A 25,704-nucleotide genomic window follows, 5' to 3' on the forward strand; every position below is an offset into this window, starting at 1 on the left:
ACCGCGCCGTCCCCGCGGGCGGGGACGGCGCGGTCTCGGTCCGATCAGCGGATCCCGGGCTCTTCGGCACGGTTGCGTGCCCGCCATTGCAGCGCGAGCGGGGTCAGTCGTGGCGCGACCCGTGCCGCCAGCCATTCGGTCGTGCGTTGCCAACCGTCGTACCAGGCGGCGTAGCCGCGGCCGTCGTCGTCACCGTGCGAATAGAAATGCCTGCCGGCGCCCGCATAGGACACGATCTGCGAGAAGGTGTTCGAATCGTCGTTCAGTGCCGAACTCAGCGCCGCGAGCGATCGGGGGCAGACTCCGGGGTCGTCCCGGCCGAAGAGTCCGAGCCACGGTGTGGCCAGAGGCCCTGGGACGGTACCGGGTTCGGTCGCCGACATGCTCACGGCGGCTCCGAATTCCATCTGGGTGGCGGCATCGAGAACCACGCGGCCACCGATGCCGAGACCGACCATCCCCACCTGCTCGGGCGACCAGCCGCGTTCGGCGGCCCGCCTGAGCAACGCCGAAACCACGGCCGGACCGCCGGCGAGGGTGGTTTCGGCGGCCAACGACTCAAAGCCGTGTTCGGCCAGCCGGTTCATCACCTCGGGGCCGTAACACTCAAGTGTGCCGGGTTCGCACAGGACGACAACGGTCCCGCCGGGAATGCCGCCGAGCGGAACCTCCAGAGTCGTGCGCTCGACCGAATCGATGCCGACGGTCGAGCGAATCGGGTCGATCAGGACATCAGCCATGCGAAATCTCCTCCTGAGGTCTTGCGCTCCGAAGCCTCATAGATCACCGGCGGTCCCGTGCGGCTGCCACGGCCAATACTTGGCGGTCGCGCCGCCGTCCACGGTGATGTTCGTTCCGGTGATCATCGCCGCGTCGTCGGAGGCGAGAAAGACGACGGCACCCACATAGTCGGCGGGCGAGGGCAGACGCGACATCGGCAATTGGGCGGCAAAGTTCATCCGGTATTCCTGTGGGCGGTCAATGAGGTCGTTCATCTGGGCGATCGCGGCCGGATCGGTGGGGGCGGTGGCGGTCGGGGTGAATCCGTTGACGCGAATGCCGTGTGCCGCGTATTCCATCGCCGCCGAACGAGTGAAGTTGAGCAAGCCGGACTTTCCGGTCGCGTAGCCGATGTTGCCGGGCTGCCCCTGAAACGCCGCCGTCGACAGCACGTTGACGATGCTGCCGCCGCGCCCGGAGGACACCATCGCCCGGGCGGCGGCACGGGTGAACAGAAATGCGCCGCCCAGAATGACCTGGAGCTGCCTCAGATAGGCGTCGTAGTCCATCGATTCGATACCGCGCTGATCGAAGAAGACCGCGTTATTCACCAGGACGTCGACCCTGCCCCAACGTGAAAGCGCGCTCTCGACGGCCTCGTCGGCGTGTCCGGATTCGGTCACATCGCCGGGCACGGCGACAGCGTCACTGCCGGCGGCGACAATCTTCTCCGCGCAGTCGCCGCATACCTCGGCCGACAGATCGGTACATACGATGCGGGCGCCTTCGGCGGCCATCCCCATGGCCAGCGTGCCGCCGATGTTGGGGCTGGTACCGGTGACGATCGCCACCTTGCCCTCGAGTCGCCTCATAGGATGATGCTCACTTTTCCGTGCGGTCGGAGTGCATCGAGATCCAGTGTCGAACGCCGGACCACAAACCGGAAGCCGTGGTCGTCGTCGCGTTCGACGACGTGGTCGTAGTGTCCGACGTAGGTGTCGACGTTGCCGGCACGCATGCGGAAGACCGCGAAATTGGCCCGGAGGAGAAGCCGGCCTTCGAGTATCGGCGTCACCTTGACGTTCGACACGAATCGGCGCGTCCGCGAATGTGGATACTCGGCATGAGCCGAGCGCCGCATCAGTGAATTGATCCGTTGTTCGAGCAGAAACCGGTCGTCCTGCACCAGAAACAGGTCGTTCGCCGGGTCGCCGTCGGGTCGGTCGGTTGCCGGGATCAGGTATTCGCCGGTCGGTGCGAACAATTCCAGCCACTCGGGAAGACGCCAGGAATCAAGCAGATCGGCTTCCCGGAACAGGAATTGCTCGATCTCATACGACATGGTCATCAACTCTACGGCGGTGGGCCGAGGCTGCAGTTCGACATCAACCATGATCTCTCCTTATGTCGGTAGTCCAGATCACACTGGGTGATCCGGGTCAGGCAAGACATGAGGTGTTCCGGACCCCGGAACGTATCCGGGGCCGGCATTCTGATTCGTTCCGGCGAGCGGAACCGGGGCTCAACGAAACACGGCGGCGCGGACCAGCCTTGGATTCTCACCTCAGCCCGGACTTTTTCGATCGACCCGGCCTCCACCATCGACAAGGGGAAACATGACGGCCTCAGTACATTCACACACCGATATCGTGTCGCGAGGGGACGGTGATTCGGCGGCCGCCATAGGTGCGGCGATCGAACGGCTGGAACGGGCATACCGCACACGGCGTCCGTGCCCGCCCGTGCGGGATCTGCTCGGCGCCGACAACGTCGCCGCCGCGTATGCCGTGCAGCGACGCCGGGTCGAGGCGCGGACGGCGGGCGGGGCCAGGATAGTCGGCCGCAAGATCGGCCTGACCGCACCTGTCGTGCAGCGGCAGTTGGGCGTTGATCAACCGGATTCCGGGGTGCTTCTCGACGATATGAGGCTCGCTGAAGGGTCGACGGTGGCGGCCGGGCGGCTTCTGCAGCCCAAGGTCGAGGCAGAGATTGCCTTCATCCTGGGCACAGACCTCGACGGGGCGACTGATCTGCGTACGATCCGTGCCGCCGTGCACCACGCGGTCGCGGCCATCGAGATCGTGGATTCTCGGATTGCGGACTGGGACATCACGATCGCCGATACGGTGGCAGACAACGCCTCGTGCGGGCTGTTCGTACTGGGTGACCGGCAGGTGTCACTGGATGATATCGATCCCGTCGCCGCGACGATGGCCCTGTACGTCGACGATGAACAGGTGTCGTCCGGGACCGGCGCCGAGTGCCTCGGGGACCCGTTGATCGCCTTGCAATGGCTCGCCAGGACTGCGCAGGAGTTCGGCGATCCGCTGCGGTCCGGACAGATCATCCTTTCCGGTGCACTGGGGCCGATGGTGGTCGCGGAGCCGGGCCGGCGGGTGTGCGCCGAGGTGTCGGGTCTGGGACGGGTGACGGTTCGATTCGGTGAAGGAGATGAGCGATGAGCACGGTCAAGGTCGCGATCATCGGATCGGGCAATATCGGCACCGATCTGATGATCAAGGTGCTGAGGCAATCGAGCCGGCTTCAGATGGGCGCCATGGTCGGGATCGACCCCGGATCCGACGGGCTGGCCCGGGCCACACGGCTGGGAGTGCCGACCACCGCAGACGGTGTGGAGGGCCTGATCGCGATGGACGGTTTCGGTGAGATCGGAATCGTATTCGACGCCACCTCCGCGGGAGCGCATGTGCGCAACGCCGAACTTCTCGAACCGTTCGGGAAGGTGCTTGTCGACCTGACACCGGCGGCGATCGGTCCCTACGTCGTTCCACCGGTCAATCTGGACGCCCAACTCGGCGGAGGGGCCCGCAATGTGAACATGGTCACCTGTGGTGGGCAGGCAACCATCCCGATCGTGTACGCGGTGTCAAGGGTCACCGCCGTCCCGTACGCGGAGATCGTGGCGTCGATCGCCTCGGCCTCGGCAGGGCCGGGCACCAGGGCCAATATCGACGAGTTCACCGAGACCACGGCCGCGGCGATCGAGACCGTCGGAGGTGCGGACCGGGGCAAGGCGATCATCATCCTCAATCCCGCGGACCCGCCACCGCTGATGCGCGACACCGTTGCCTGCCTGACCGGGGACTGTGACCGCGACTCGGTGCGCCGGTCCATCGAATCGATGGTCGCGCAGGTGGCGGAGTATGTGCCGGGCTACCGGCTCAAGCAAGAGGTCCAGTTCGCAGACATCGATCCCGACGAACCGGTGCACACTCTGCTCCGCGCCGGCAGTGGGCCGGTGACCACCAGGATCACGGTCTTTCTCGAGGTCGAAGGTGCCGCACACTATCTGCCCGCCTATGCCGGCAATCTCGACATCATGACCTCGGCCGCGCTGCGCACGGCCGAGGCGGCCGCCGCACGCATTCAGACACCCGCGACGACACCGGTCGTGGCGGCCACGAACTGACGGGAACTGTTGTGAACGAAATGAATAGTCCGCAGCGCCTGTACATCCAGGACGTCACTCTGCGTGACGGCATGCATGCTGTGCGGCATCGGATGAGTACTCGCGATGTCGGCCGGATCGTGGCCGCTCTCGACAGGGCCGGCGTCGACGCCATCGAAGTGGCGCACGGTGATGGGCTGGCCGGCGGCAGTCTCACCTACGGTCCTGGCTCGCACACCGACTGGGAATGGATCGAGACGGCCGCGGCGAACATCGACACCGCCGTGTTGACCACGCTGTTGCTCCCCGGGATAGGCACCATCGAGGATCTGAAGCGGGCATACGGGCTCGGCGTTCGATCGGTGCGGATTGCCACGCATTGCAGCGAAGCCGATGTCTCGGCGCAGCACATCGCAACCGCGCGCGAACTGGGTATGGACGTATCCGGCTTCTTGATGATGAGTCATATGCTTCCCGCCGCAGAACTCGCCGCTGAGGCCAAGAAGATGGAATCCTATGGCGCGCATTGCGTCTACGTGACCGATTCGGGCGGACGCCTGACCATGGGCGGTGTACGCGAGCGGGTGCGGGCATATCGGTCGGTGCTCGAACCCGACACCGGGATCGGCATTCACGCCCATGAGAATCTGTCACTGGCCGTGGCAAATTCGGTTGTTGCCGTCGAAGAAGGCGTCACACGGGTTGACGCCTCGTTGGCGGGTCAGGGTGCGGGTGCGGGCAACTGCCCGATCGAACCGTTCATCGCGGTGGCCGATCTCAACGACTGGCCGCACGGCTGCGACCTGTTCGCGTTGCAGGACGCGGCCGATGACATCGTGCGCCCTTTGCAGGACAGACCGGTGCGTGTTGACCGGGAAACGCTGACGCTGGGATACGCGGGTGTCTATTCAAGCTTCCTCCGGCACGCCGAATCGGCCGCAGCTCAACACGGTCTCGACGTCAGGACAATTCTCGTCGAGGCCGGGCGCCGTGGACTCGTCGGTGGGCAGGAGGACATGATCGTCGACATCGCGCTCGACCTCACACGCGATGCACGCCTCATCGCCGCGACCTGAATGTACCGGGCTCGCCGAGCCGTATTCCATCACCACACCACCACGGGAGACACAGTGACCGACAACATCAGCAGATACCGGCAGGCACGAGACCGGATGATCGCGCATGTCGCCGACGACGCCGCCGGTGACGGCTTCAGCTGGCCCGAACTCACGGGCAGTTTCAATTGGGCGACGGACTGGTTCGATACGTTTGCCCGAGGCAACGACGGTACCGCGCTGTGGATCGTGGAGGAAGACGGCACCGAACAGAAGGTCTCCTTCGGCGAGATGGTGTTGAGATCCGATCAGGTCGCGACCTGGCTGTCCTCGCTCGGTGTGACCAAAGGACACCGGGTGATTCTGATGCTGGGCAACCAGGTGGAGCTGTGGGAGTCGATGCTCGGCATCGCCAAACTCGGAGCCGTCATCATGCCCACGACAGGTGCGCTCGGCGAAGACGATCTGCGTGACAGGATCGACCGGGGGCGGGCCGACGTGGTGATCGCCAACCTGTCCGACACGCACAAGTTCGACCGTATCGACGCCCGCATCCGCCGGATCGTGGTCGGTGGTGATCGCGACGGCTGGGTCTCCTACGCTCAGGCGAGCGCCGCCGCCGTCGCCGGACCGTTCGAGTCCCCGACGACGGTCGACGACACCATGCTGATCTACTTCACCTCGGGCACCACCAGCAGGCCGAAGCTCGTGGAGCACTCCCAGATCAGCTATGCGGTAGGTCATTTCACCACCATGGCATGGATAGGTGTGCGACCTGGTGATGTGCATCTGGCCATCAGCGCCCCCGGTTGGGCCAAACATGCGTGGAGTTGTTACTTCGCGCCCTGGATCGCCGAGGCGACGATCTTTGTCTACAACTACCGGCGTTTCGACGGCGCGGGATTGCTGAGGCAACTCCGGGACAAGGCGATCAACACCTTCTGCGCGCCGCCGACGGTGTGGCGGATGCTGATCCAGGCGGATCTGGGTGCCCGGCCCGAAGGGCTCCGGGAGTTACTCGGTGCGGGCGAACCACTCAACCCGGACGTGATCCGCAAGGTCGAGGATGCGTGGGGATTGACGATCCGCGACGGTTTCGGGCAGACCGAGACGACTCTGCTCGTGGGGAACCGACCGCACCGGCCGGTCAAAGCGGGTTCGATGGGACAGCCGATGCCGGGGGTTCCGGTTGTGCTCGTCGACCCCGTCACCGGCCGCCCGGCCACCGAGGGCGAGATCTGTCTGGACCTGGCGCGATCCCCGCTGAATCTGATGACCGGCTATGTGGGTGATCCGAGCCGCAACGAGGAGGTGATGGCCGACGGCTACTACCACACTGGTGATGTGGCGCAACAGGATTCCGACGGATACATCACGTACATCGGTCGGACGGACGACGTCTTCAAGTCATCCGACTACAAGGTGTCGCCGTTCGAACTGGAAAGCGTTCTCATCGAACACCCGGCGGTGGTGGAAGCCGCGGTGGTACCGCAGCCCGACGAGACCCGACTCGCGCTGCCGAAGGCATATGTCAGCCTCGCTTCGGGTTGGGAACCGACCGCGGACACCGCCAGACAGATCTTCGAGTACGCGGCCGCACACCTTCCCGCCTATCTGAAGGTTCGCCGGATCGAGTTCTACGAACTCCCCAAGACCACCTCGGGAAAGATCAGGCGTGTCGAACTCCAGCAGCGGGAGATGGCGGCACACCGGTCGGGTGAAGCGTTGGACTCGGAGTTCCGCTACGAGGACGCCGTCACGACTTCGGCGTAGAAAGCCGGCGACAGGAATCGTTCCGGCGTGATTCCTTGTGGGCCACAATGATAGTCGCAGTGGCCTACAAGGAATCATCCGATTGGGCAAGCAGGTTCCTGATGGCTATGCGCCAGCCGGCCCGTATTTGACGATGTAACGGTGGGCGAAGTCGAAGTAGTTCTTGTTCCAGCAGAACTCGGCCCAACCGGTCCCTTCGTCGCCGTTGACGGACACTTGCAGCGCCGACTCGTTGAGGTACACCATCGGGTCCCATGCGCCGAGCTGAATGTTGGCGAATGCGGTCGACTCGAGAGAGGTGCGACGACCGGATTCGTCGATGACCTCGGCGTCGACCGCCTGGTGCATCATGGACGAATCGAATTTCACCGAATACTCGACCGACGACACGTGAGCCATCTCGCCGTCCTTGTACACATATCCGTGCTGATGGACCTGGCCGAAGGACTGCATCTGGAACAGATGCACCGAGCAGTTCGGGGTGACGGCGTGAATCCATTTGTGGTGCTGGTTGACTCCCCAGACGCGCGGACCCCAGGAGTGATCGCGCACCAGAAATCCGTTGTGCGTGAACTCTCTGCCGTCGACGGTCAGGTCGGCGGCAAAGGTGCCGTGCTGCTCGGTCCGGTCATCTCCGTAGTACGGTGGATTGCCCGCCGGGTGCATACTGAACGCGTACGGCGGATGTAGCGCCTCATATCTGCCGCGAAGTGTGATCCGGTCACCCGCCCAGTTGAGATCGACGGTCTTGTGTGGTTCCCGGACCGCCATCTGTAAGGGTCCGACCTGCCAGTCGGCGAAGTCCATCCCTTCGGGCACAGCCTGTTCGACCTCCTCGGTGACGGGTTCGTTGAGCGTCGGGCCGAAAAGGTAGGCCCGGCCCTTGGCCGGACCCTCGGTGCGGATCGTCGGGTAGACGAACCCGGCGATGCCGTGCTCGGGCATCAACAGCATGTGGGCCAGTGACTCGCGGCCGTCGTCACCGAGGGTGTGCCGGTATGCATGTTCGTGGGGGAAGTCGCGGGCCTGTTCGGTCAGTGCGTTCACAATAGGGTTCCTTGTTCGTCTTCAGGGCGTTGCTGTCGGGCTGTTGTCGCCGGTGTCCATTGAGCCGATCGCCGCGAGTGCGGCAGGCCTCACTTGCCGCCGGTCCGGACCAGTTGATCGGCGAGCGGGGCGACGCCGGTAGTGGGGCCTTCGAACCCGTGGCCGAGGTACGCGGCACGCACCAGCGGGGTCTCGCGTGCGGCCGCGTCCAGTACCGCTCGGCTGACCGCCGTGCGTTCGGCCGGGGTGCCGTTCTCGAATGTGCTGTCCACCTGGGTCGCAAGTGCGTACCGCAGTGCACGCACGCAGTCGAGGACATCGCCGGGGGAGGCCGACGAGCGCAAAAGCACATCATCGGCAAGGTCGATCAGCGCCGCGGTCTGCTCGGTGGCGTCGGATGTCTGGGCGAGTGCCTCTCGGTTACTTGACAGTTCAGCCCGATCGAAGGCGTGCTCGTATGGGAGCCAATCGATCGCGTTGGTGAGCATCCCCACGACCAGTGCCGCCTGCTCGTGGGCCGGTCCGTTGTCGGGATCGAGTGCGGGGATGATGACATGTGTCATTGCCTCGACAGCGGTGTTCAGGCGCAGTGATGTGCGGAGTTGCATTTAGTTGACCTCCTCGAGGTGTGTGCGCAGTTCGTCGAGCAGGACGCCCTCGGTGCCGATGATCCACGCGACCAGAACGTCTTGGTGTGTCTTCTTGTTGGTGGTGATCCGATATGCGGTGGCCACGGCGATGATCACCGTCTTGAGGCAGTTGAATATCTTCCAGAACCGAAGTGTTTCCGGGTCGACGGACAGTCCGGAGACCTGGGTGTACCTGTCCAGGAACTCGCTCTCGGGCATCAGGCCACTCACCAGGAACTCGCCGTCGTCGCCCTCGCTGCCGAACATTCTGTTGAGTGTGTAGGCCAGGTCCTCGTGCCGGTCCCCGATGTGACCGCCTTCCCAGTCGAGGATCGCCGAGATGGTCGCGTCGTCCTCGGTGAACAGGTAGTTCCCGGTCCGGAAATCACCGTGGACCACGCTGAGTCGGTCCGGGGTGGGGATGTTCGCGCGGAGCCAGGCGAAGGCCAGACGGACCAGGGGAGAGGGGACGTCTGAATCCTCCTGCCAGATCCGGTCCCACGAGTTGATGTGGTGGACGATCACGTCGTGAGCGTCGCCGGCACGTTCGAAGCTTCGCAGGCGGGGGTCATCGACGTCGTGGTTGTGGATGGTCGACAGAATCTCGACGAACTGCTGCCCCAGTGAGTTTCGCAGTTCCGGTGTCAGGCTTGCCTTCAGCCCCGACACGCCGGCCGCACCGGTTGTGGGTTTGGTGACTCCGGTGACGAAGCCGGTGACCATCGCCGGATACGGCAGGTGCTCGGCGGTATCGTCGAGCCAGTACGCGGCCGGTGCCGGAACGATACCGCTGAACGCGGTGAGCAGTTCGAACTCACGCCGGCGGCTGGTCTCCTGGATGGACTCGGCGGGATCCATCCTCAGCACCATCGGGGTGTGGCTGGGCGCCCCGTCGGCGTCGGTCCAGTCGAGCTCGAAATAGACCTGGACCTTCGACGCCCCCCCCGAAAGCCAACGTAGTTCGGTGACGCCGCCGAATCGTGCACCGAGTTCGGTGGTGAGTAGTGAAAGAAGGCCTCCGCTGATTTCCTCCAGTGACGGCCAGGTGAACCCGCCCCGGGTCCTATTCTTGAGTTTACGGGTGAGAATCCGATCGATCTCGGGCTCGGTGGGTAGGGATGCGGACAGGTCGCGGATTTGATCGGCAGTGGGATGATCTTTGTCGATGAGTGCTGGTCTGAGGGTCTGAGATACTGGCATGTGAACCTTCTCTGCTAGGCAAAAACGTTGCTGCGCAGGAGCATCACATTGATGATATCCGTCACACATCACCCGGGGGACAGTTGTATATCTACCGGAGGGGGGAGTCTGGGCGGCGCTTCCGGCTCACTCGGTCAGTCGGGACGTTGCGGGGCCCGTGATAGCGGGCGATGAGATCGGTCCGGTTGGCTGCCTCGCATTTGCGGAGCACATTCTTCACATGGGACCGCACGGTCTCCACCGACACGACGAGGCGGCCGGCGATCGTCGCATTTGACGTGCCGCTCAGCAGCAGCCTGAAGACCTCCTGTTCGCGGATGGTGAGGGAACTCGGTGGGTCCGGTGATACCGATTCGGTACGGCGGTCGGTGGGATCGGGCGACTGAGAATGCGTCCACGGCACAGTGCGCGAATAGTCGTGCTGACGTGCGCTGCGCCGACGTAGCGCAAGTAGTTCGATCGCCGAACCGACCGTTGCCACAAAACTGCCGACCGCGCGGGTGGCGGTGCGTGACAACGGACCCGCGACGTGGACAAGGCAGGCGGGATCACCGCCCACGTCGAGCCGGAACACGGTACTGCCATCGGCGATGAATGTCTCCGGCACGGTGCCGGACTCGAGGATATCGGGGGGAAGTGGAAACGGTTGGGGCAGTGGGGGTGCGGTGTGGGGAAACTCGGTGGCGTCAGTGGTCAGCGCGTCGAGCGGCCGGATCAGCAGTTTGTCGAGCCGGGATAACATCACGAAGTCCGCACCGGCGATCGCGGCCACCGCCGGACATACAGTGGCTACGAGCTCGTCGAATCCGGAGGCACCGGACAGCGTACGCTGTGCCCGGCGCAGCTCCGTCGACACCGATCGCGCCCGGGACAATTCCGCCTCCTCCAGAGCCGCTCTGCGGCCGACGAGTTCGGCGAGCAGGACACCCGCCTCGACCGGATCGACGTGGGAGTCCTGCGTGAGACCGGCGATCGACTCCTCGATCTGGTTCGAGAGCAGGTCCACCGCCGACCGGTGGCGCGGCCGGCCGCTCATCCGATCAGATTCCCGGGGGCACCGCGCGGACCCCACGAGTGGAATGTGGCCGCGGCCTCGGCTCTGTTGGCGACCCCGAGTTTGCGGTAGGACTGGTGCAGATGCGTTTTGACCGTGCCGGGTAAAATGTCGAGGTGTTCGGCGATTGCTGCGTTGGTTTCGCCACACGCCGCCAGTTCGAAAACCTGCAGTTCGCGTGCGGTGAGCAGATTGCGTGGGTCGACAGTCACCGTGACCTCGCCGGGCCTGCTGCCGGTTGCGGCCTCGACGTAGCTGAGCTGTGATTCTTCCAGATCCGACAGTGCGCTCTCGAACGCCTTGAGCTGGTCACGCATGGCGCGGTTGTGCCGCGCTATGCGTGACCGGACCAAGGCCGTCTCCGCCGCGAGCGCACACGCCCCGCCGACGGCGTGAAGCATCTCAAGGTCGGGGGAATCGATCGCCACATGATTGCGGTCGGCATGGATGATGGCTCTGACATTGCCCGCGACGATGACTGGGACGACGACATAGCCTTGTGGTTTGGACAGGTCGATCAAGGGCTTGTATGTGTCGTGGAGGGTGTCGGCGTACTCCACCATCATCCCGCGCGGCCGGTTCATGATGCCTTCTTCGCGTGGTGCGGCGCCTTTCGGTACCACGTGCCCGTTCACCGCCCGGCGCAGATCGGAGAACCCGCCGAGATCACGATGGATCGCGATCGTCTGCGGTGCCCAGATGCTGCCGCGGACAGCCGAATACATGGATTTGGCGAAACCCAGCTCATGGCATACCCGGCTGGTCACCGCCATCGGCAGTTCTGCCGGTGCGGTGGTGGGCAGCGTCGCGTACATGCGCCGAAGGCCTTCGAACCTGTTGCGATAACCGGTGATACGGCTGTGGATCCCGCGTCGGCGGATGTCCTCGAGAGTGGTGAGCAATTCGGCGGCCCGGCGCACCTGATGTCCGGTCAGGGTGCGCGCCAGCAGCAGCTCGAGCAACAACTGCCGGACACTCTCGAGTGTCGCGCCATCCTCTCGGGAGACGGTTTCCAGGTCGGCGAATGCGCGGTCGTCACCGTGCCGGATGGCCTGTGCGAGCATCGACGCATACGGCCGGGTCGGGGTTGTCCGGCCTCGTGCGGTCATGGTGATCATCGATTCTCCCGTTTCGTGACAAAAAACAACTGCACGACAAGAAACCGCAGGACGGCGGGGGTTGCGGCAGGTGCCTCGACCGCCCCGCCGCCGGTAGCTCATATGACGTGCATCACTTGGCTGTATGATAGGGAGTGTGTGCGCCCGCGCCGACCGTCCGCCGGTGATTTCCCTCGAAAGCGGTAGCGCTATCCCTCGTTCGGGGGTGGGTCGATCAGGGCTCGCACCGACTGCCGCAGGTCGTCGACGAAGAATGCCGGCTGCTCGAGTGCCAGGAAGTGGCCGCCGCGCGCGGCCCCCGCGTAGCGCCGAAGGTCGCTGAATCGGGTACGTGCCTCCCGTTCGGAGATCTGAAAGATATCCTTCGCGCGGGTATAGGCGACCGGACAATCAAGAGGAGAGATGTCGGTGAACAATGAACTGAAAGCCTCGAAATAAAGCCCCGCGGACGATGTGGCCGAGCGGGTGAACCAGTACAGCGAGATATTGTCGAGGAGTTTGTCGCGGTCCACCGCGTCGTCGATCGATGAATCGAAATCGACCCATGAATGAAATTTGTCGACGATCCAGGAGGCCAATCCTGCCGGCGAGTCGTCCAGGGCATAGCCGATCGCCTGTGGCCGTGTCGCCTGGATCACGGCGTATCCGTTGTCGCCGTTCAGGTATGCGCCCTGCCTGGCGTGGTACGCCGTCTCCTCGTCATTTGGCTCGAAGTCGTAGTTGCGGGGATCGGCGAATGCGAGGTTGAGGCTGACGCCCAACAGTCGTCCGGAATCCTCGTGCTGCCCCAGCGACATGGCCACGGCCGCTCCCCAGTCGGTGCCGACGGCGATGTACCGGCGGTAACCGAGCCGGAGCATGAGTTCGGAGATCGACCGGGCGATTCGTGCGATGTCCCAGCCGTTCTCGGTGGGTTTGCCGGAGAACCCGTATCCGGGCAGGGAGGGGACCACCACGTGCATGGCGTCCGCGGCGCTGCCACCGAAGTCCTCAGGGCTGCGCAGCGGCTCGATGACATCGAGGTACTCGATCACCGATCCCGGCCACCCGTGCACCAGCACGACCGGAGTCGCCCCGCCGTGCGACGAGGGGGCGTGGATGAAATGCAGGTCGAGGCCGTCGATACGTGTGATGTGCTGGTCGAAGGAATTGAGTCGTGCCTCGCAGCGGTGCCAGTCGTATCCGTGCGCCCAGTACTCGCACAGTTCCTTCATGTAGGCGACCGGTGGGCCCTGCTGCCACGGCGAACCCACCTCCGCGCCGGGCCATCGCGTGGCGGCGAGCCGTCGGCGCAGGTCTTTCAGTTCTCCGGGATCGACTTCGGCACGGAATCCGGTGATGACCTGTTCGGTGGCCTGACCGCCGCTTGCTGACACTGTGGGCTCCTCTGTCCGATGTGACGACATACGGCCGCCACGAAGTGTGGATTACCCGAACGATGCGATCTGCCCTGCGGGTGATCGCCGCCCGCCGGAGGCCGCGCCTGTTCGGTTGAGACTGTGCCGAGCGTGACCCGTGCGCGCAACGGGTTACGGCGCAATGGGCCGAAACATCACCCGCCGGGCATAGACCGCATCACCCCGGCGTGCGCGGCCCGCAGACCTGTCGCCATCGGGGACCGCGGGGCCGACGACCGGGGAGGCCGAGCATGGCGGAGGCGTATTCGCCCCCGAACGTGAACGGGCGGCCACCCGGATCCGCGATCGTGTAACGCGCTGGGCCGGCCTGCGAATGACATCGGTGGAATGCGTACCGCCGATGTCTCGTACAATTGGTCGGACATCGGCAGCGGGGGCGCTGACGATGATTTTTTCGGCACAACCACTGGTCACGGGAGCGGGCGGTTCTCGTGGTGCTCGTGGCACGGAGTGAGAAGGTTGAGTTGACGATGAGCTTCGGGCGTTCGGGGAGGCAGACTTCCGGTGCACGGCGACGTTCTGCTGTGGCGTTGGTCACGATTGTGGCCGCGACCGCGATGGCACTGGCAGGTTGCGCGGAGGACCCCGAGTATTCGGAGGCGGTGTCGAGTTCGAGTCTCTTCGACGACATGCTCAAACCCGGCATCGAGATCACCGAGGGGTCCAAGCCCAAGACGCTCGCCGATCAGTCGATCGGTATCTCGCCCGGAACCCCCATCAGTGTGAAGGCTACCGAAGGTGCCGTCACCAGGGTGAACATCGACAAGGCCGACGGCTCCCCGGTCAAGGGCAAGCTCGTCGACGGCGTGTGGACGATCAACGAGCCGCTCGGCTACAGCAAGACCTACACACTCAAGGCCTCCGCGGTGGGCGTGGGCGGCACCAGCAGCAAGAGCGTTTCCTTCACCACCAGCGCACCCAACATGCTCACCCAGGCGTATCTGACGCCCAGCCGCGGCGAGGAGGTGGGTATCGCCCAGCCCGTCGCCGTCAAGTTCGACGAGGCTATCCCGAACAGGAAGGCGGCGCAGAACGCCATCAGGATCACGACCACCCCGCGCGTCGAGGGTGCGTTCTACTGGATCTCCGATTCCGAGGTGCGCTGGCGCCCGGAGAACTACTGGAAGCCCGGTACCAAGGTCTCGGTGAAGGTCAACACCTACGGGGTCAACCTCGGTGACGGCCTGTTCGGCCAGGAGAACGTGAGCACCAACTTCACCATCGGCCGCTCGATGGTGATCACCGCCGACGACAAGACCAAGATGGTGACGTTCCGAAGGAACGGCGAGGTCATCAAGGAAATGCCGACATCGATGGGCAAACCCGGTTCCGAGACCGACAACGGCATCTACATCGTCGCCGACAAGCACGAGCACATCGTGATGGATTCGTCGACGTACGGTGTCCCGATCAACTCGGCCGACGGCTACCGCACCCCGGTCGACTACGCCACCCGCATGTCTTACAGCGGCATTTTCTTCCACGCGGCCCCCTGGTCGGTGTGGGCCCAGGGCAACACCAACACCAGCCACGGTTGCCTGAACCTGAGCCCCGCAGACGCCAAGTGGGTTATGGACAACACGTTCCGGGGCGACCCCGTGGAGGTGCGGAACACCAGCGGCCAGACGCTGTCGGGGACAGATGGACTCGGCGACTGGAACATCGCATGGAGTACGTGGTCGGCGGGCAACGCCTGACCGGCGGTCCGCGTCGACGATCGGTCGGACGATGAGCAGATCGCTGTCGGACGTCGACCGCTGTCCCTGTACGTCGGGTGTGGTGTTCGGTGATTGCTGCGGTCCGCTGCTGGCCGGTACCCGCCGTGCCGGCACCGCGCAGGCACTGATGCGATCGCGGTTCACCGCCTTCGCCGTCGGCGACGCCGACTACCTGCTGCACAGCTGGCATCCCGGCACCCGTCCGCGCACTCTCGACCTGGACGATTCGCTGGACTGGTACCGCCTCGACATTCATTCGGCCGGCGGCGGAACCCCCTTCGAGAAAACCGGTGACGTGGAGTTCACCGCCTACTACTGTGCCGACGGCAGGCGCGAGACGCTGCGCGAGCACAGCCGGTTCGAGCGCGTCGACGGTGAGTGGAAATACGTCGGGGCGCGCTGATCCTCGTACGGGCACGGCGACACGGACGGATGCCGTTGAAGATCGTGCAGGACGGCGTATCCGCTGGGATATGCTGTGCGGTGCATCACAAACCTTGGGAGGTCAGGCGTTGGCATCAATTGTGCTGGCGGACGTACGCACAGCGTGCGAGCGACAGGTCGTGGCCGAGTGGGCGGCGGCGAACCGTCCCGACGCCGAGCTACTCACCCTTGGCGAGATCGATTTCGCCACCACGGACGAGGACACCGAACTCATCCCGGCGCGCGTGGTCTGGTTGCCTCCGGTGCGCCGGGGCGAGCGGCGGGTGTCCGTCGCCGATGTGCTTGCCCTGTCCAATCCGCGGAAGCCGCCCGCGTTCCGGCAGGAGATGATCAAGAAGAAGTCGCCCGACCGGGTGCGGGTGGTGCAGGGTGCGGCGGCCACCATTACCGATCTGCGTGCCCGGTACCGCCAGGAAACCGCCGAGGGCGAATCGTTCGAGGCGTTCGTCGGGGTGCAGGCCGCGCTGGCGGCCGAACGCGCCGAACGTCAGGTGGTGGGCGACCGTTACAAGGTGCCCCGCCTCGTGGCCGAGCAGATCGGTGCGTCGGCGCGTTTTCAGGCGAACGCGGCCACCCTGGCGGCCGAACTCGGCCGTCCGGCGGCTGCCGTCGTGCGCGAGGCCACCGACAAAATGGGTACCTTCGTGGCCACCCAGAGCAGGCTCATGGACGACGTGCTGTCCTCGATCCTGGGCCAGTTGCACGAACGCACCTGGACGGTGTCGGCCGACCTGGATACCATGGGCAAGCTGCGCACCCTCAACAAGACACACGGACTGGTGTTCCTGCCCTCGCATCGCTCCTACGTCGATCCGTTTGTTCTCGCAGAAGTATTGCGGCGCTACGACTTTCCACCGAATCTGATCCTGGGCGGCGACAATCTGCAACTGTGGCCGCTCTCGGCCATCGCCCGTCGCGCCGGGACCATCTTCATCCGCCGCAAGTTCGGCACCGACCCGGTGTACAAGTTCGCGATGCGCTCGTACCTGTCGTACATCGTCGAAAAGCGGTTCAACCTCGTGTGGTATATCGAGGGCGGCCGCAGTCGCACCGGTAAGCTCCGTCCGCCCAAACTCGGACTGCTCGCCTATGTCGCCGACGCCGTGGCGCATCTCGAGGATGCCGACGTGATGGTGGTGCCCACCTCGATCGTCTACGACCAGTTGCACGAGATCGGCGCGATGGCCGCCGAAGCGGCGGGCGCCAAGAAGCGGCCGGAGGACCTGGGCTGGCTGTTGCGCTACGCCAAACAGCAACGGGAGTACCTGGGCAACGCCAGGGTTCGATTCGGCGAGCCGTTCTCGTTGCGTCAGGCCCTCGCCGAGGCGGGCGAGGGCAAGGCACAATTGGAGAAGGTCGCCTTCCGGGTGATGGACGAAATCAACTCGGCCACACCGATATCGGCCACATCGCTGGCGGGTTTCGCCATTCTGGGTGCCGAGGACAGGGCGTACACGGCCGCCGAGATCGAGCAGATCCTCGCGCCGCTGCTGTCCTACATCGACCGCCGCGGACTGCCGGGTCCCGACCCGTCCAGCTGCCGGGGACTCGGACTGCTGGGCACCCTGGGTGAACTCACCGACGCGGGCGTACTCACCCGCTACGACGGCGGTACCGACCAGGTGTGGTCGATCACCCCCGACAACCATCCGATCGCCGCCTACTACCGCAACGGCGCGATTCACCACTTCGTCGACCGCGCCATCGTGGAGCTCGGACTGCTCGCCGCCGACGACGGACTGCTCAGTCTGGGTGAGGACGAGGTCTTGGCCGCGGGACAGGCCGAGTCCCTGCGTATTCGTGATCTGCTGAAGTTTGAGTTCTTCTTCCCGGTCAAGGACGAATTCCTGCACCGGCTCGGCGCCGAACTCGATCTCATCGTGCCCGACTGGCGTCATGAACCGCCGTCCGCCGAGCGGATCCACCAGACCTTGCTCGGACATGCGGGACAGCTCTTCGCCCGGCGCACCCTGCAGCCGTTCTTCGACGCCCAGCTCGTGATGGCCACGTTGCTCGCCTCCGCCGGTGACCGGTCGGTCGACAAGGAGACCGTCCTGATCGAGGCCCTGGGACTCGGTCGTCAGCTGGTGTTGCAAGGTGTTGTCAGGAGCAAGGATTCGGTGTCGCGGGAGTTGTACGACGCCGCCTACCAGCTTGCCGAGAACCGGAATCTGATCAGTCCGTCGGAAGACGGGGACGTGGCCGAGCGAAGGCGGTTGTGGTTGTCCGAGGTCGAGGAGATGCGGCGCCGGCTGGCCCGGATCGCGGAGATCGAGATCGCGCAGGCGCGCCGTGCGGCGGCACCGGCGGAGGAACGATGACCACGGTCGCGGACCGGATCCGGGAGATCCGATCGGCTCCCACCGGCAAGCAGGTGTGCGCGTTCTTCGACTACGACGGCACCCTCATCGAAGGTTTCTCCGTCGTCGCGTTCGCCCGGGCGCGGGTGCGCAGCCTCGAATTCGGTCTCGGGGAGGCGCTGGACTTTCTGATGATCGGTCTGCGCGGCGTGGAGTCCGAGCAGGACTACGCCGAGGTGCTCAGGGCCACCAAGCCGACCTTCGCCGGTAAGACGTACGCCGAACTGCTCGACTTCGGCGCCACCCTGTTCAGGGAGGAGACAGCCGCCAAGCTGCGCCCGCAGATGTGGCAGTTGTTGCGCGTCCACCGGGAGATGGGGCACCGGATCGTCATCGCCTCCTCGGCGACGCGATTCCAGATCGAACCGATCGCCCGCGAAATCGACGCCGATCACGCCCTCGCCACCGACGTGGAGGTCGTCGACGGTGTGGTGACCGGCGAGATCCTCGGCCGTCCGCTGTGGGGTCCAGGGAAGGCCGCCGCGGTCCGCAGGCTGGCCAACGAGTACGACCTCGATCTGAAGTCGTCGTTCGCCTACAGCGACGGTAACGAGGACGTGCCGTACCTGGAGTCGGTCGGCCACCCGGCCGCCATCTCACCGCAGAGCGGGCTGCGTGCTGTGGCCACCGACCGCGGCTGGCCGATCCTCGACATCACCAACCCCACTCACAACAAATGGGAGATGGCGGTACGCACCGGCGCGTTCTACGGTTCGTTCCTGGCCGGGGCGGCCGCCGGGGTGGTGGGAGGTCTGGTTCGCGGTGACCGCGAGGCCGCCATCCAGGCCGGGGTGTCGGCGGGCAACGACGTGGGCATGGCGCTGGCCGGGGTCGACGTCAAGGTTCTCGACGGGCAGGACTACCTGACCTCGGCCCGGCCGTGCGTGTTCGTCTTCAACCATCAGTCCAAGCTGGATCTGCCGGTGCTGGTGAATCTGATCCGCAGCCACGCCACGGGGGTGGCGAAGAAGGAGATCAAACAGCTTCCGGTGCTCGGTCCGATCCTCGATGCGGCGGGCCTGGTGTTCATCGACCGCGCCGATGCGGGCAAGGCCATCGAACAACTCGAGCCGGCGGTGCGCAAGCTCCGTGAGGACGGTGCCTGCCTCGTCGTATCTCCTGAGGGAACCCGTTCGGCCACACCGCGTTTGGGGCCTTTCAAGAAGGGTCCATTTCATATCGCGGCGCAGGCCGGGGTTCCGGTGGTGCCCGTCGTGCTCCGCAACTGCGGTGAATTGATGTGGCGCGGAGACCAACTCGTCAAACCGGGCACGGTCGAGGTGCGGGTGCTGCCGCCGGTGGACACCTCCTCGTGGACCGCCGAGACGATGGGTGAGCACGCCGACGAGGTTCGGCAGATGTTCGTGCACGCACTGGCCGACTGGCCGGTGGAAGCGTTCGACGACGGCAGGCAGACGAGAACTTCGGGGGTGTTCGATGACTGAGCAGACATCTGCGGGACCGTATTCGAAACTGTCAGACCATGACCGGCCGCTGGACTTCGGCGCCGACGGCCAGATGAGTCCGGTGGATGCCGTACTGTGGCGCGGCGATTCGGACCGCCACCATCGGGGCACGCTCAGCATGTTGGAGATCTACGACTGCGTACCCGACTGGGACAGGTTGGTGGCCGCACACGACTGGGGCAGCCGGATGCTGCCACGCTTGCGCCAGCGCGTCGTGGATTCGCCTCTGGGCGCGGGCATCCCGAGTTGGGTGGTCGATCCGGAGTTCGATCTGCACTATCACGTGCGCCGGATGCGGCTGGCCGGGGACGGGTCGATCCGTGAACTGCTCACCACCTGCCAGCAATTGGCCATGACCGCGCTCGATCCCGAACGACCGCCGTGGGAGGTGTACCTGATCGAGGGTCTGCCCGACGGTCGGGGTGCCTACTTCTTGAAGGCGCATCAGGCGCTCACCGGTGGCATGTCCTCGATCGGGATTCTCGCGCAACTGCATTCGCGCCAGCGCGATCCGGTGCTCGGCAAGCCCCAGCCGCCCGCGCCCGACCCCGACAACACCGGGGCCCTCGACATCCTGCTGCGGCAGGTGTCCCACGAGGTACGGCGGGCACCGCACCGCGTCGACCTCGCGATCAAAGGGGCGATGGCGCTGACCGATCCGCGCAAGGCGCTGAGCCAGGTGCTGCGGTTCGGCCGCTCGGTGCCGCGGGTGGCGGGCCTGATCAGCCCGCCGGGATCGCCGTTGCTGGCCGAGCGCAGCCTGTCGTGGCGGTTCGCCGCGTTCGAGGTGCCGTTCGAGGCGGTCGAGGCGGCGGGCGCGGAGATCAGGGCCTCGGTGGACGAGGTGTATCTGGGTGGTCTGGTCAGCGGTCTGCGGCTCTACCACCGGCGACTGGATCGGCCGGTGGAGGCGATTCCCATCGCCGTGCCGATCATGGTGCGCAGCTCCGAGAGCCCGTACCAGACACGGATGTCGATCGGCAGGCTGGCCGGCCCCACCGGCATCGACGACCCGTTCGAGCGGGTACTGACGGTGCGCGAGCAGATCCGTGCCGCGCGCAACGAGCCCGCGGTCAACGCGTTCAACGACGTCGGCCCGATGCTGGCGTGGCTGCCCGGGCAGATCGTCGGCCAGTTCAGCGGCGCCACCACCCAGAACGACCTGCAGGCCAGTAATGTCGGCGGCATCGACTGGGAATCGTATGTGGCCGGGGCACGGGTGGAGCGGATGTTCGCCTTCGGTCCGTTGCCCGGCTGCGCGATGATGGCCACGATGGTCACCTACAACGGCACCTCGTGCATCGGAATCAACTACGACGCCGCCGCCGTCACCGAACCGGAGCTGTTCGCCGAGTCGATCGTCGACGGATTCAACGAGGTCCTCGCGCTCGCCGACCCATCCGGCCGCATGATCCGGTTCACCTGACGGGCATCACCGTCGGTTCCGGGGTATCGGTACCGACGAGCGGGAGACTCCGGTGCCGGTGGTGTCGAACGACGGCGCCTCGGCGTGAACGGCTGCGATGGCGGCCTGGATCGTGTAGCCGCGTGCGTGCCTCCGATGACCCGGCGGCAGTCTCCGCCAGGGCGCTGCCCTCGACGATCAGCTCCGCATCCCACAGCGTCCGGTCCTGATCGGCCGGTGGAACAGGCCGGCCGGTTCCGTCGATCCGGGCAGGACGCCGGGCCTCGGTGAGCAGCACGAGTGCGAGCAGTCCGGTGACGGTCAGGTCGGCGACGAGCCGCAGCATCAGCGCCATTGTCCGAATTAAGGCTTTTCGATATGATGTGGGCCACGTTGCAGTCTTTGCCGGAGTCAACCCCGAGGTCGGTGATCCGATGGCAGCACGGAACGAAGCGGCAATCAGCGGGCCCGGCCATGGCCGGTCCCGATCGAACGGTTCGCCGCCCGGCGCGACCCCAGAGGGTCGTCGCAGGTTGTGGGCGCGGCTTCTGTCGGCGCTCACCTCGGTGCTGATGATCACCACGGCGGCCGTGTGGATCGGCGTCGAATCGTCGAAACAGCCCGCGGTCGTGGGCTCGGACGAGGTCGATGTCACGCCGACGGCGCTCAACCCGCGCGACTATCCGGGCGCCCGTGCGCTTCTGTACGGCGCACCCGTGCCACCACGGCCCGCCCAGCCCAGCGCCCAGGCCGTGGTGACCGATTTTCCCGAGACATCCACCGACGGGTTCATGAGCAACTTCCAGGACCCGACGATCCGGGTGGGTCGATACGGTGACCAGCGGGCCCGCCGGACCGTGGCCCTCGCGGGCGGATCGCACGCCGAGATGTGGATCACCGCACTCAACATCCTCGGCAAAAGACACGGCTTCAAGGTCACCACATATCTCAAAATGGGCTGCCCGCTGTCGACGGACCCGAACCCGACGGTGGTGGGCAAGCCCTACCCGCAGTGTTTCGACTGGAATCAGCGGGTGTGGGCGCGGATCATCCGGGACAAACCCGACGTCGTCGTCACCACCACGACCCGGCCCCGCGACAACGGTGCGGGCGACTGGACACCACCGGACTACATCAACGTGTACGACAAGTTCCTGCGCGCCGGTATCCAGGTCGTGGGACTTCGGGACTCGCCGTGGCCGAAATACCCGGACGGGCGCACCTTGGACACGCCGGTCTGTCTCCGCAACGGCGGGAACGCACAGAGCTGCGGCACCCCCCGCGCGCGGGTGCTCTCGCCCACCGACCCGGCGGCCCCGATGGCCGCGACCCGGCCCCGCCTGCACCAGATCGACCTTACCCGGGGCATCTGCACGCCCACGTTCTGCCCGGCGATCGTCGGCAACATCATCGTGTACAAGGACTGGCACCATCTCAGTGCCAGCTACATCCGCAGCCTCACCGACGAACTCGGCCGACGGATGGGTCCGGCTTTGCGCTGGTGGTAGCGGCTTCGGGGCGCTATCGGTGCCAGACGGTGACCCGGGATTGGTCTGCGGGCATGAGTGAACTGCGCAGCGCCGCATCGAATGTCGCGAGCGTCGTATCGTTCGATGCTGCCAGATTGACGAGCTGAAGATCTGTCACCTGCCGACGGCCCATCAGCACGCGGGTGTCGATCGAGGGTGCGGCCAAGGACCCCGAGTCGGCGAGAAAGCCCCACCCCGGGACCTTGCGTATCGCATCGAGTTGTCCGAGCGCTTCGCCTCCGCTGACCTTCCGGCCCACCACGCGCTCGGTCAGCAGCAGCCGGAGAAGGCCTGCCTCGGTGGCCGGGCAGGTGTACCAGTTGTCGAGTTCGGAGAACCGTTCATGCGCGATCACATGATGGATGTGCTGATCCCAGGTGAGGGCGAGCAGCACATTCACATCAAGCAGCATCGCCGTCCCCGGGTTCGCCGTGTTCGGGTTCGTCATCACGATGCGATGTCACGAGTTCGTCAGTCACCACGTGTCCGGGAACGCCCGCCAATACCGGGAAACCCGAAGCTGTCGTGGAGTGGGGGGACTGCGGGGACTTTAGGGCGGCCAGAACCAGCTCAGAAACGGCCCTCCCTAGAGAGATGTGTTCGGCTTTCGCTTTGGCCCTGGCCGCGCTCAGTGCTGTGGGGTCCAGGTCGAGCGTGGTTCGCATCACGGCATCATAGCATCAGTATGTTGGATTGCCCCTGAGTGGCGCGCCATGGGCGGGCATGTTCTTCTCGGCGTCGGCCTTCGGCGGGGAGCCGGGCTTTGGTCTCCGGGCAACCGATCAATATCATGCAATTCCCGCTTCTTCAGAAGGAATTGCATGGTAGGCCTCGCGGCGAGACACCGGCGCGTTGCACGCGCTCTGGGCTGTCTCCACCCGTGAAGGGCTCTTGCAGCACTTCGGGATCGGAGCGTCGTGGGAATCCTATGTCATCGATGAGATCGTCAGGAGGTCGCCAGACGCGCGGCACTACTTCTGGCGGATAAGCAACGGTGCCGAACCGGACGTCGTCGTCGAGGAACCTTCCGGCCGCCGCGTCGGATTCGAGATCAAACGTACCGATGCTCCATGTCTCACACCGTCGGTACGGGCGGCGCTCGACGACCCCAACTTCGACCCGAACGGATCAACATCATCTACCCGGGAGCCAAACGCTACCCCTAAGTGACAGGGTGGCCGCCGTACCGTTGGGTGACTTGCTCCGCGCGACGACGATCACCGCCCCGGCGGGCCGCGGGTAGGCCTTTGAGCGGCACTGAGGCGCAGGGCCGCTTCGAGATCGCGCTCCAGGTGGGTGTCGGCAAGGCCGAACATGTCCAGCAGCTTTGGGTCGCGGAAGGCGCCGGGCTGTCAATTGTCGCCCCAGTGCCATATGGATGTTCCGGTAGTGCCGCCCTCGTGGTCGACGGCGATGTGGAAGTCGTTGGCGCTCTCGAACGTTGCCATCTGCTCCCGCGTGAAGCGCGCGGCCGAGGACTCGCTGCTCACCGTGCCGCCTCCTGGGGTGTCTCTGTCAGGTTTCGGATCGGGCGGGCTGGGTTTCCCGCGACGATCGTGCGGGCCTTGACGTCGCGTGTCACGATGGAGCCTGCGCCGATGACAGCGCCGTCGCCAACCGTGACGCCGGGGACGATGATCGCTCCGGCGCCCACCCAGACGTTCTCGCCGAGCACGACGGGCTTTGGGTGCATCGCCTGGCGGGTGTCCGGATCGAGGTCGTGGTTGAGGGTCGCGATGACGACGTTGTGTCCGATGAGGCAGCCGCTGCCGATCCAGATCCCGCCCTGATCCTGGAAGCGGCACCCGGAGTTGATGAAGACGTTCTCGCCGAGGTGGATGTTGCGACCGAAGTCGGAGGTGAATGGCGGGAAGAGCCGGAAGCTTTCCGGGACGGGCTCGCCGATCAACTCTGAGAACAGTTCCCCGATCCGGGCGACGTCGGAGGACTCCCGGTTGAGGAGGGAGCAGATCTCCCGGGCCCGGGAGGAGATCTCGTTCATCCGTACGCCCTCGGGGGTGCCGGGGTGCAGGAGCCGGCCTGTATTCAGCAGGTCCATCAGTGTTTCGGTGGTCATGGCCTGAGCAGCACCTTGATCGCCTCGCGGTCGCTCATCAGTCGGTAGGCCTCGGGGGCCTCGGAGAGCGGCAGATCCCGGTCGAAGACCAGCCCGGGGTTGATCTCGCGGCGCAGGATGCGATCGACGAGGTCAGGCAGGTAGCGGCGCACGGGGGCGGGGCCGCCGTGCAGGTGGACGAGGGAGAAGAACAGTTGATCGCCGGGCAGGTTGACGCCGTGGGACACCCCGACGTAGCCGATGGATCCGCCCGGGCGAGCCGACCCGATGGCCTGCATCATCGACTGCTGCGTGCCGACGGCTTCGATGACGCCGTGGGCGCCGAGTCCGCCGGTCATCTCCTTGATTTTCGCGACTGCGGCGTCGCCGCGCTCCTCGATCACGTCGGTGGCCCCGAAGGTGCGGGCCATCGCCTGGCGGCCTGCGTGCCGGGAGGAAATGATGATGCGTTCCGAACCGAGTTGCTTGGCCGCGAGGACGCCCAGCAGCCCCACCGCACCGTCGCCCACGACGGCGATGGTCTTGCCGGGGCCCGCACCGGCGGCGTCGGCGGCGAACCATCCGGTGCCCAGCACGTCGGAGGCGGCCAGCAGCGACGGGAGCAGGTCATCGTCGGGCTTGCCGGGAAGTTTGACGAGCGTGCCGTCGGCGTACGGGATGCGGGCGCGCTGCGCCTGCACACCGATCGAGCCGTGCACGAACTGCGCATGCACGCAGCGTGATTGGTATCCGGCCCGGCAGATGTCGCATGTGCCGCAGGAGATCACGAAGGAGCCGACGACGTAGTCTCCGGGCGCCACCGTGGTCACGTCGGCGCCCACCTCGATGATCTGGGCGACGTACTCGTGGCCCATCGGTAGGTCATCGGCAGCCTCTTGGCCGCGATAGGGCCACAGGTCCGAGCCGCAGACGCACGCGGCGACGATCCTGACCACAGCGTCCGTCGGCCGCTCGATCGTTGGTTCCGGACGTTCTTCGACGACGGGGTTTCCCGCGCCTCGCATCATGACTCCTTGCATGACGTTCCTTTCCTTGGTGTTCGCAGTGGGGTGCTATGTGAAATCGATGGTCGGCGGATCGCTGGCACCGGCATCAGATCCGCAGCCCGCGAGCGTGAGGGTTCCGGTGGTGATGACCATGATGATGCTGGTGCGTCGTGTCATGTGCGTACCCCATCCGAGTTCCTCTGTGGTTTCAGGCTAGGAGTGCGCATCATTGATAACAAATGCCTATTATTGATGCCCAGATATGCATTTCACGCATGGAATGAGAGGGAGGTGAC

The 25,704-nt window shown here is 65.4% G+C and carries 24 protein-coding genes and 1 pseudogene; 11 read left to right on the forward strand and 14 right to left on the reverse strand.

Going from position 1 to position 25,704, the window contains the following annotated elements; all coding sequences use genetic code 11:
• Positions 1 to 44: 44 nt before the first annotated feature.
• The 3 genes from GII31_RS08515 to GII31_RS08525 are packed head-to-tail and all read right to left on the reverse strand — an operon-like array spanning position 45 to position 2,113.
• Entirely contained in the window at positions 45 to 740 is a 696-nt protein-coding gene (locus GII31_RS08515) for a dienelactone hydrolase family protein (RefSeq protein WP_213248565.1), read from the reverse strand.
• A gap of 36 nt (positions 741 to 776) precedes the next feature.
• Positions 777 to 1,592, reverse strand: coding sequence for an SDR family NAD(P)-dependent oxidoreductase (locus GII31_RS08520; RefSeq protein ID WP_213248567.1), 816 nt, complete (start codon positions 1,590 to 1,592; stop codon positions 777 to 779).
• Positions 1,589 to 2,113: an aromatic-ring-hydroxylating dioxygenase subunit beta gene (locus GII31_RS08525; RefSeq protein ID WP_213248569.1), complete on the reverse strand. Its 525-nt coding sequence runs from the start codon at positions 2,111 to 2,113 to the stop codon at positions 1,589 to 1,591. Before GII31_RS08525 ends, GII31_RS08520 begins: the two co-directional genes overlap by 4 nt.
• 223 nt (positions 2,114 to 2,336) lie before the next feature.
• On the opposite strand from GII31_RS08525, the gene GII31_RS08530 reads away from it, so the two are divergent.
• From GII31_RS08530 to GII31_RS08545, 4 genes are read left to right on the forward strand one after another with little or no spacing between them, the layout of a single operon-like run.
• Positions 2,337 to 3,182, forward strand: a complete 846-nt coding sequence (locus GII31_RS08530) for a 2-keto-4-pentenoate hydratase (RefSeq protein ID WP_213248571.1) — start codon at positions 2,337 to 2,339, stop codon at positions 3,180 to 3,182.
• Entirely contained in the window at positions 3,179 to 4,150 is a 972-nt protein-coding gene (locus GII31_RS08535) for an acetaldehyde dehydrogenase (acetylating) (RefSeq protein WP_213248573.1), read from the forward strand. The genes GII31_RS08530 and GII31_RS08535 overlap by 4 nt, the downstream gene beginning before the upstream one ends.
• A 20-nt stretch (positions 4,151 to 4,170) precedes the next feature.
• Entirely contained in the window at positions 4,171 to 5,205 is a 1,035-nt protein-coding gene (dmpG, locus tag GII31_RS08540) for a 4-hydroxy-2-oxovalerate aldolase (protein ID WP_213248575.1), read from the forward strand.
• Positions 5,206 to 5,259: 54 nt separating this feature from the next.
• Positions 5,260 to 6,957 carry an AMP-binding protein gene (locus tag GII31_RS08545; protein WP_407649928.1) on the forward strand — a complete coding sequence of 566 codons (1,698 nt, stop codon included), beginning with the start codon at positions 5,260 to 5,262 and terminating at the stop codon, positions 6,955 to 6,957.
• 105 nt (positions 6,958 to 7,062) lie between these two features.
• Here the strand turns inward: GII31_RS08545 and GII31_RS08550 are convergent, their stop codons facing one another.
• From GII31_RS08550 to GII31_RS08575, 6 genes are all read right to left on the reverse strand, one after another.
• Positions 7,063 to 8,004, reverse strand: coding sequence for a DUF7064 domain-containing protein (locus GII31_RS08550; RefSeq protein WP_213248579.1), 942 nt, complete (start codon positions 8,002 to 8,004; stop codon positions 7,063 to 7,065).
• 89 nt (positions 8,005 to 8,093) lie between these two features.
• Positions 8,094 to 8,612, reverse strand: coding sequence for a hypothetical protein (locus tag GII31_RS08555; RefSeq protein WP_213248581.1), 519 nt, complete (start codon positions 8,610 to 8,612; stop codon positions 8,094 to 8,096).
• Positions 8,613 to 9,833 (reverse strand): phosphotransferase family protein, encoded by a 1,221-nt coding sequence (locus GII31_RS08560; RefSeq protein WP_213248583.1) that lies wholly within the window; start codon positions 9,831 to 9,833, stop codon positions 8,613 to 8,615.
• Between the two features lie 91 nt (positions 9,834 to 9,924).
• Positions 9,925 to 10,869 carry a helix-turn-helix transcriptional regulator gene (locus GII31_RS08565; protein WP_213248585.1) on the reverse strand — a complete coding sequence of 315 codons (945 nt, stop codon included), beginning with the start codon at positions 10,867 to 10,869 and terminating at the stop codon, positions 9,925 to 9,927.
• Positions 10,866 to 12,005, reverse strand: a complete 1,140-nt coding sequence (locus GII31_RS08570) for a helix-turn-helix transcriptional regulator (protein ID WP_213248587.1) — start codon at positions 12,003 to 12,005, stop codon at positions 10,866 to 10,868. Before GII31_RS08570 ends, GII31_RS08565 begins: the two co-directional genes overlap by 4 nt.
• 188 nt (positions 12,006 to 12,193) lie before the next feature.
• Positions 12,194 to 13,381: an epoxide hydrolase family protein gene (locus GII31_RS08575; protein WP_213248589.1), complete on the reverse strand. Its 1,188-nt coding sequence runs from the start codon at positions 13,379 to 13,381 to the stop codon at positions 12,194 to 12,196.
• Between the two features lie 512 nt (positions 13,382 to 13,893).
• Here GII31_RS08575 and GII31_RS08580 point away from each other — a divergent pair.
• The 5 genes from GII31_RS08580 to GII31_RS08600 all read left to right on the forward strand — a co-directional run bounded on the left by GII31_RS08580 (position 13,894) and on the right by GII31_RS08600 (position 20,837).
• A complete protein-coding gene (locus GII31_RS08580) occupies positions 13,894 to 15,120 on the forward strand; it encodes a L,D-transpeptidase (RefSeq protein ID WP_407649972.1) in 1,227 nt (408 codons plus the stop codon).
• A 31-nt stretch (positions 15,121 to 15,151) separates the two neighbouring features.
• The gene (locus GII31_RS08585) at positions 15,152 to 15,544 is read left to right on the forward strand and encodes a YchJ family protein (RefSeq protein WP_213248590.1); all 393 of its coding nucleotides are present in this window, start codon (positions 15,152 to 15,154) and stop codon (positions 15,542 to 15,544) included.
• Between the two features lie 109 nt (positions 15,545 to 15,653).
• Entirely contained in the window at positions 15,654 to 17,906 is a 2,253-nt protein-coding gene (locus GII31_RS08590) for a glycerol-3-phosphate 1-O-acyltransferase (protein WP_213248592.1), read from the forward strand.
• Positions 17,903 to 19,390, forward strand: coding sequence for an HAD-IB family hydrolase (locus GII31_RS08595; protein ID WP_213248594.1), 1,488 nt, complete (start codon positions 17,903 to 17,905; stop codon positions 19,388 to 19,390). Before GII31_RS08590 ends, GII31_RS08595 begins: the two co-directional genes overlap by 4 nt.
• Positions 19,383 to 20,837, forward strand: coding sequence for a wax ester/triacylglycerol synthase domain-containing protein (locus tag GII31_RS08600; RefSeq protein WP_260840383.1), 1,455 nt, complete (start codon positions 19,383 to 19,385; stop codon positions 20,835 to 20,837). Before GII31_RS08595 ends, GII31_RS08600 begins: the two co-directional genes overlap by 8 nt.
• On the opposite strand, the gene GII31_RS08605 is transcribed toward GII31_RS08600, so the two are convergent.
• Positions 20,830 to 21,162 carry a DUF6596 domain-containing protein gene (locus GII31_RS08605; protein WP_265737628.1) on the reverse strand — a complete coding sequence of 111 codons (333 nt, stop codon included), beginning with the start codon at positions 21,160 to 21,162 and terminating at the stop codon, positions 20,830 to 20,832. The two genes, GII31_RS08600 and GII31_RS08605, sit on opposite strands and share 8 nt — an antisense overlap.
• An 88-nt stretch (positions 21,163 to 21,250) precedes the next feature.
• Here GII31_RS08605 and GII31_RS08610 point away from each other — a divergent pair, with 88 nt between their 5' ends.
• Positions 21,251 to 22,324 carry an SGNH hydrolase domain-containing protein gene (locus tag GII31_RS08610; RefSeq protein WP_213248598.1) on the forward strand — a complete coding sequence of 358 codons (1,074 nt, stop codon included), beginning with the start codon at positions 21,251 to 21,253 and terminating at the stop codon, positions 22,322 to 22,324.
• A 13-nt stretch (positions 22,325 to 22,337) separates the two neighbouring features.
• On the opposite strand, the gene GII31_RS08615 is transcribed toward GII31_RS08610, so the two are convergent.
• The gene (locus tag GII31_RS08615; protein WP_246222175.1) at positions 22,338 to 22,793 is read right to left on the reverse strand and encodes a TA system VapC family ribonuclease toxin; all 456 of its coding nucleotides are present in this window, start codon (positions 22,791 to 22,793) and stop codon (positions 22,338 to 22,340) included.
• 401 nt (positions 22,794 to 23,194) lie between these two features.
• Here GII31_RS08615 and GII31_RS22590 point away from each other — a divergent pair.
• A pseudogene (locus tag GII31_RS22590) lies at positions 23,195 to 23,515 on the forward strand (DUF4143 domain-containing protein); the annotation flags it as partial.
• A 182-nt stretch (positions 23,516 to 23,697) separates the two neighbouring features.
• Here GII31_RS22590 and GII31_RS08620 read toward each other — a convergent pair.
• From GII31_RS08620 to GII31_RS08630, 3 genes are read right to left on the reverse strand one after another with little or no spacing between them, the layout of a single operon-like run.
• Complete coding sequence (locus GII31_RS08620; RefSeq protein WP_213248602.1) at positions 23,698 to 23,835, reverse strand: hypothetical protein; 138 nt, start codon at positions 23,833 to 23,835, stop codon at positions 23,698 to 23,700.
• Positions 23,832 to 24,422 (reverse strand): sugar O-acetyltransferase, encoded by a 591-nt coding sequence (locus GII31_RS08625; RefSeq protein WP_213248604.1) that lies wholly within the window; start codon positions 24,420 to 24,422, stop codon positions 23,832 to 23,834. The genes GII31_RS08620 and GII31_RS08625 overlap by 4 nt, the downstream gene beginning before the upstream one ends.
• Entirely contained in the window at positions 24,419 to 25,441 is a 1,023-nt protein-coding gene (locus GII31_RS08630) for a zinc-binding dehydrogenase (RefSeq protein WP_213248606.1), read from the reverse strand. The genes GII31_RS08625 and GII31_RS08630 overlap by 4 nt, the downstream gene beginning before the upstream one ends.
• Positions 25,442 to 25,704 lie beyond the last annotated feature (263 nt).

Origin of the sequence: Gordonia pseudamarae, from assembly GCF_025273675.1 — a bacterium.
Classification (GTDB): Bacteria; Actinomycetota; Actinomycetes; order Mycobacteriales; family Mycobacteriaceae; genus Gordonia; species Gordonia pseudamarae.

Coding starts and splice junctions, on each gene's coding strand:
- GII31_RS08565 (WP_213248585.1), bottom strand. CDS start 10,869: ATGAGCGGCCGGCCGCGCCACCGGTCGGCGGTGGACCTGCTCTCGAAC.
- GII31_RS08560 (WP_213248583.1), bottom strand. CDS start 9,833: ATGCCAGTATCTCAGACCCTCAGACCAGCACTCATCGACAAAGATCAT.
- GII31_RS08595 (WP_213248594.1), top strand. CDS start 17,903: ATGACCACGGTCGCGGACCGGATCCGGGAGATCCGATCGGCTCCCACC.
- GII31_RS08585 (WP_213248590.1), top strand. CDS start 15,152: ATGAGCAGATCGCTGTCGGACGTCGACCGCTGTCCCTGTACGTCGGGT.
- GII31_RS08555 (WP_213248581.1), bottom strand. CDS start 8,612: ATGCAACTCCGCACATCACTGCGCCTGAACACCGCTGTCGAGGCAATG.
- GII31_RS08570 (WP_213248587.1), bottom strand. CDS start 12,005: ATGATCACCATGACCGCACGAGGCCGGACAACCCCGACCCGGCCGTAT.
- GII31_RS08625 (WP_213248604.1), bottom strand. CDS start 24,422: ATGACCACCGAAACACTGATGGACCTGCTGAATACAGGCCGGCTCCTG.
- dmpG (WP_213248575.1), top strand. CDS start 4,171: ATGAATAGTCCGCAGCGCCTGTACATCCAGGACGTCACTCTGCGTGAC.
- GII31_RS08520 (WP_213248567.1), bottom strand. CDS start 1,592: ATGAGGCGACTCGAGGGCAAGGTGGCGATCGTCACCGGTACCAGCCCC.
- GII31_RS08615 (WP_246222175.1), bottom strand. CDS start 22,793: ATGACGAACCCGAACACGGCGAACCCGGGGACGGCGATGCTGCTTGAT.
- GII31_RS08535 (WP_213248573.1), top strand. CDS start 3,179: ATGAGCACGGTCAAGGTCGCGATCATCGGATCGGGCAATATCGGCACC.
- GII31_RS08630 (WP_213248606.1), bottom strand. CDS start 25,441: ATGCAAGGAGTCATGATGCGAGGCGCGGGAAACCCCGTCGTCGAAGAA.
- GII31_RS08515 (WP_213248565.1), bottom strand. CDS start 740: ATGGCTGATGTCCTGATCGACCCGATTCGCTCGACCGTCGGCATCGAT.
- GII31_RS08525 (WP_213248569.1), bottom strand. CDS start 2,113: ATGGTTGATGTCGAACTGCAGCCTCGGCCCACCGCCGTAGAGTTGATG.
- GII31_RS08530 (WP_213248571.1), top strand. CDS start 2,337: ATGACGGCCTCAGTACATTCACACACCGATATCGTGTCGCGAGGGGAC.
- GII31_RS08610 (WP_213248598.1), top strand. CDS start 21,251: ATGGCAGCACGGAACGAAGCGGCAATCAGCGGGCCCGGCCATGGCCGG.
- GII31_RS08600 (WP_260840383.1), top strand. CDS start 19,383: ATGACTGAGCAGACATCTGCGGGACCGTATTCGAAACTGTCAGACCAT.
- GII31_RS08580 (WP_407649972.1), top strand. CDS start 13,894: ATGAGCTTCGGGCGTTCGGGGAGGCAGACTTCCGGTGCACGGCGACGT.
- GII31_RS08605 (WP_265737628.1), bottom strand. CDS start 21,162: ATGCTGCGGCTCGTCGCCGACCTGACCGTCACCGGACTGCTCGCACTC.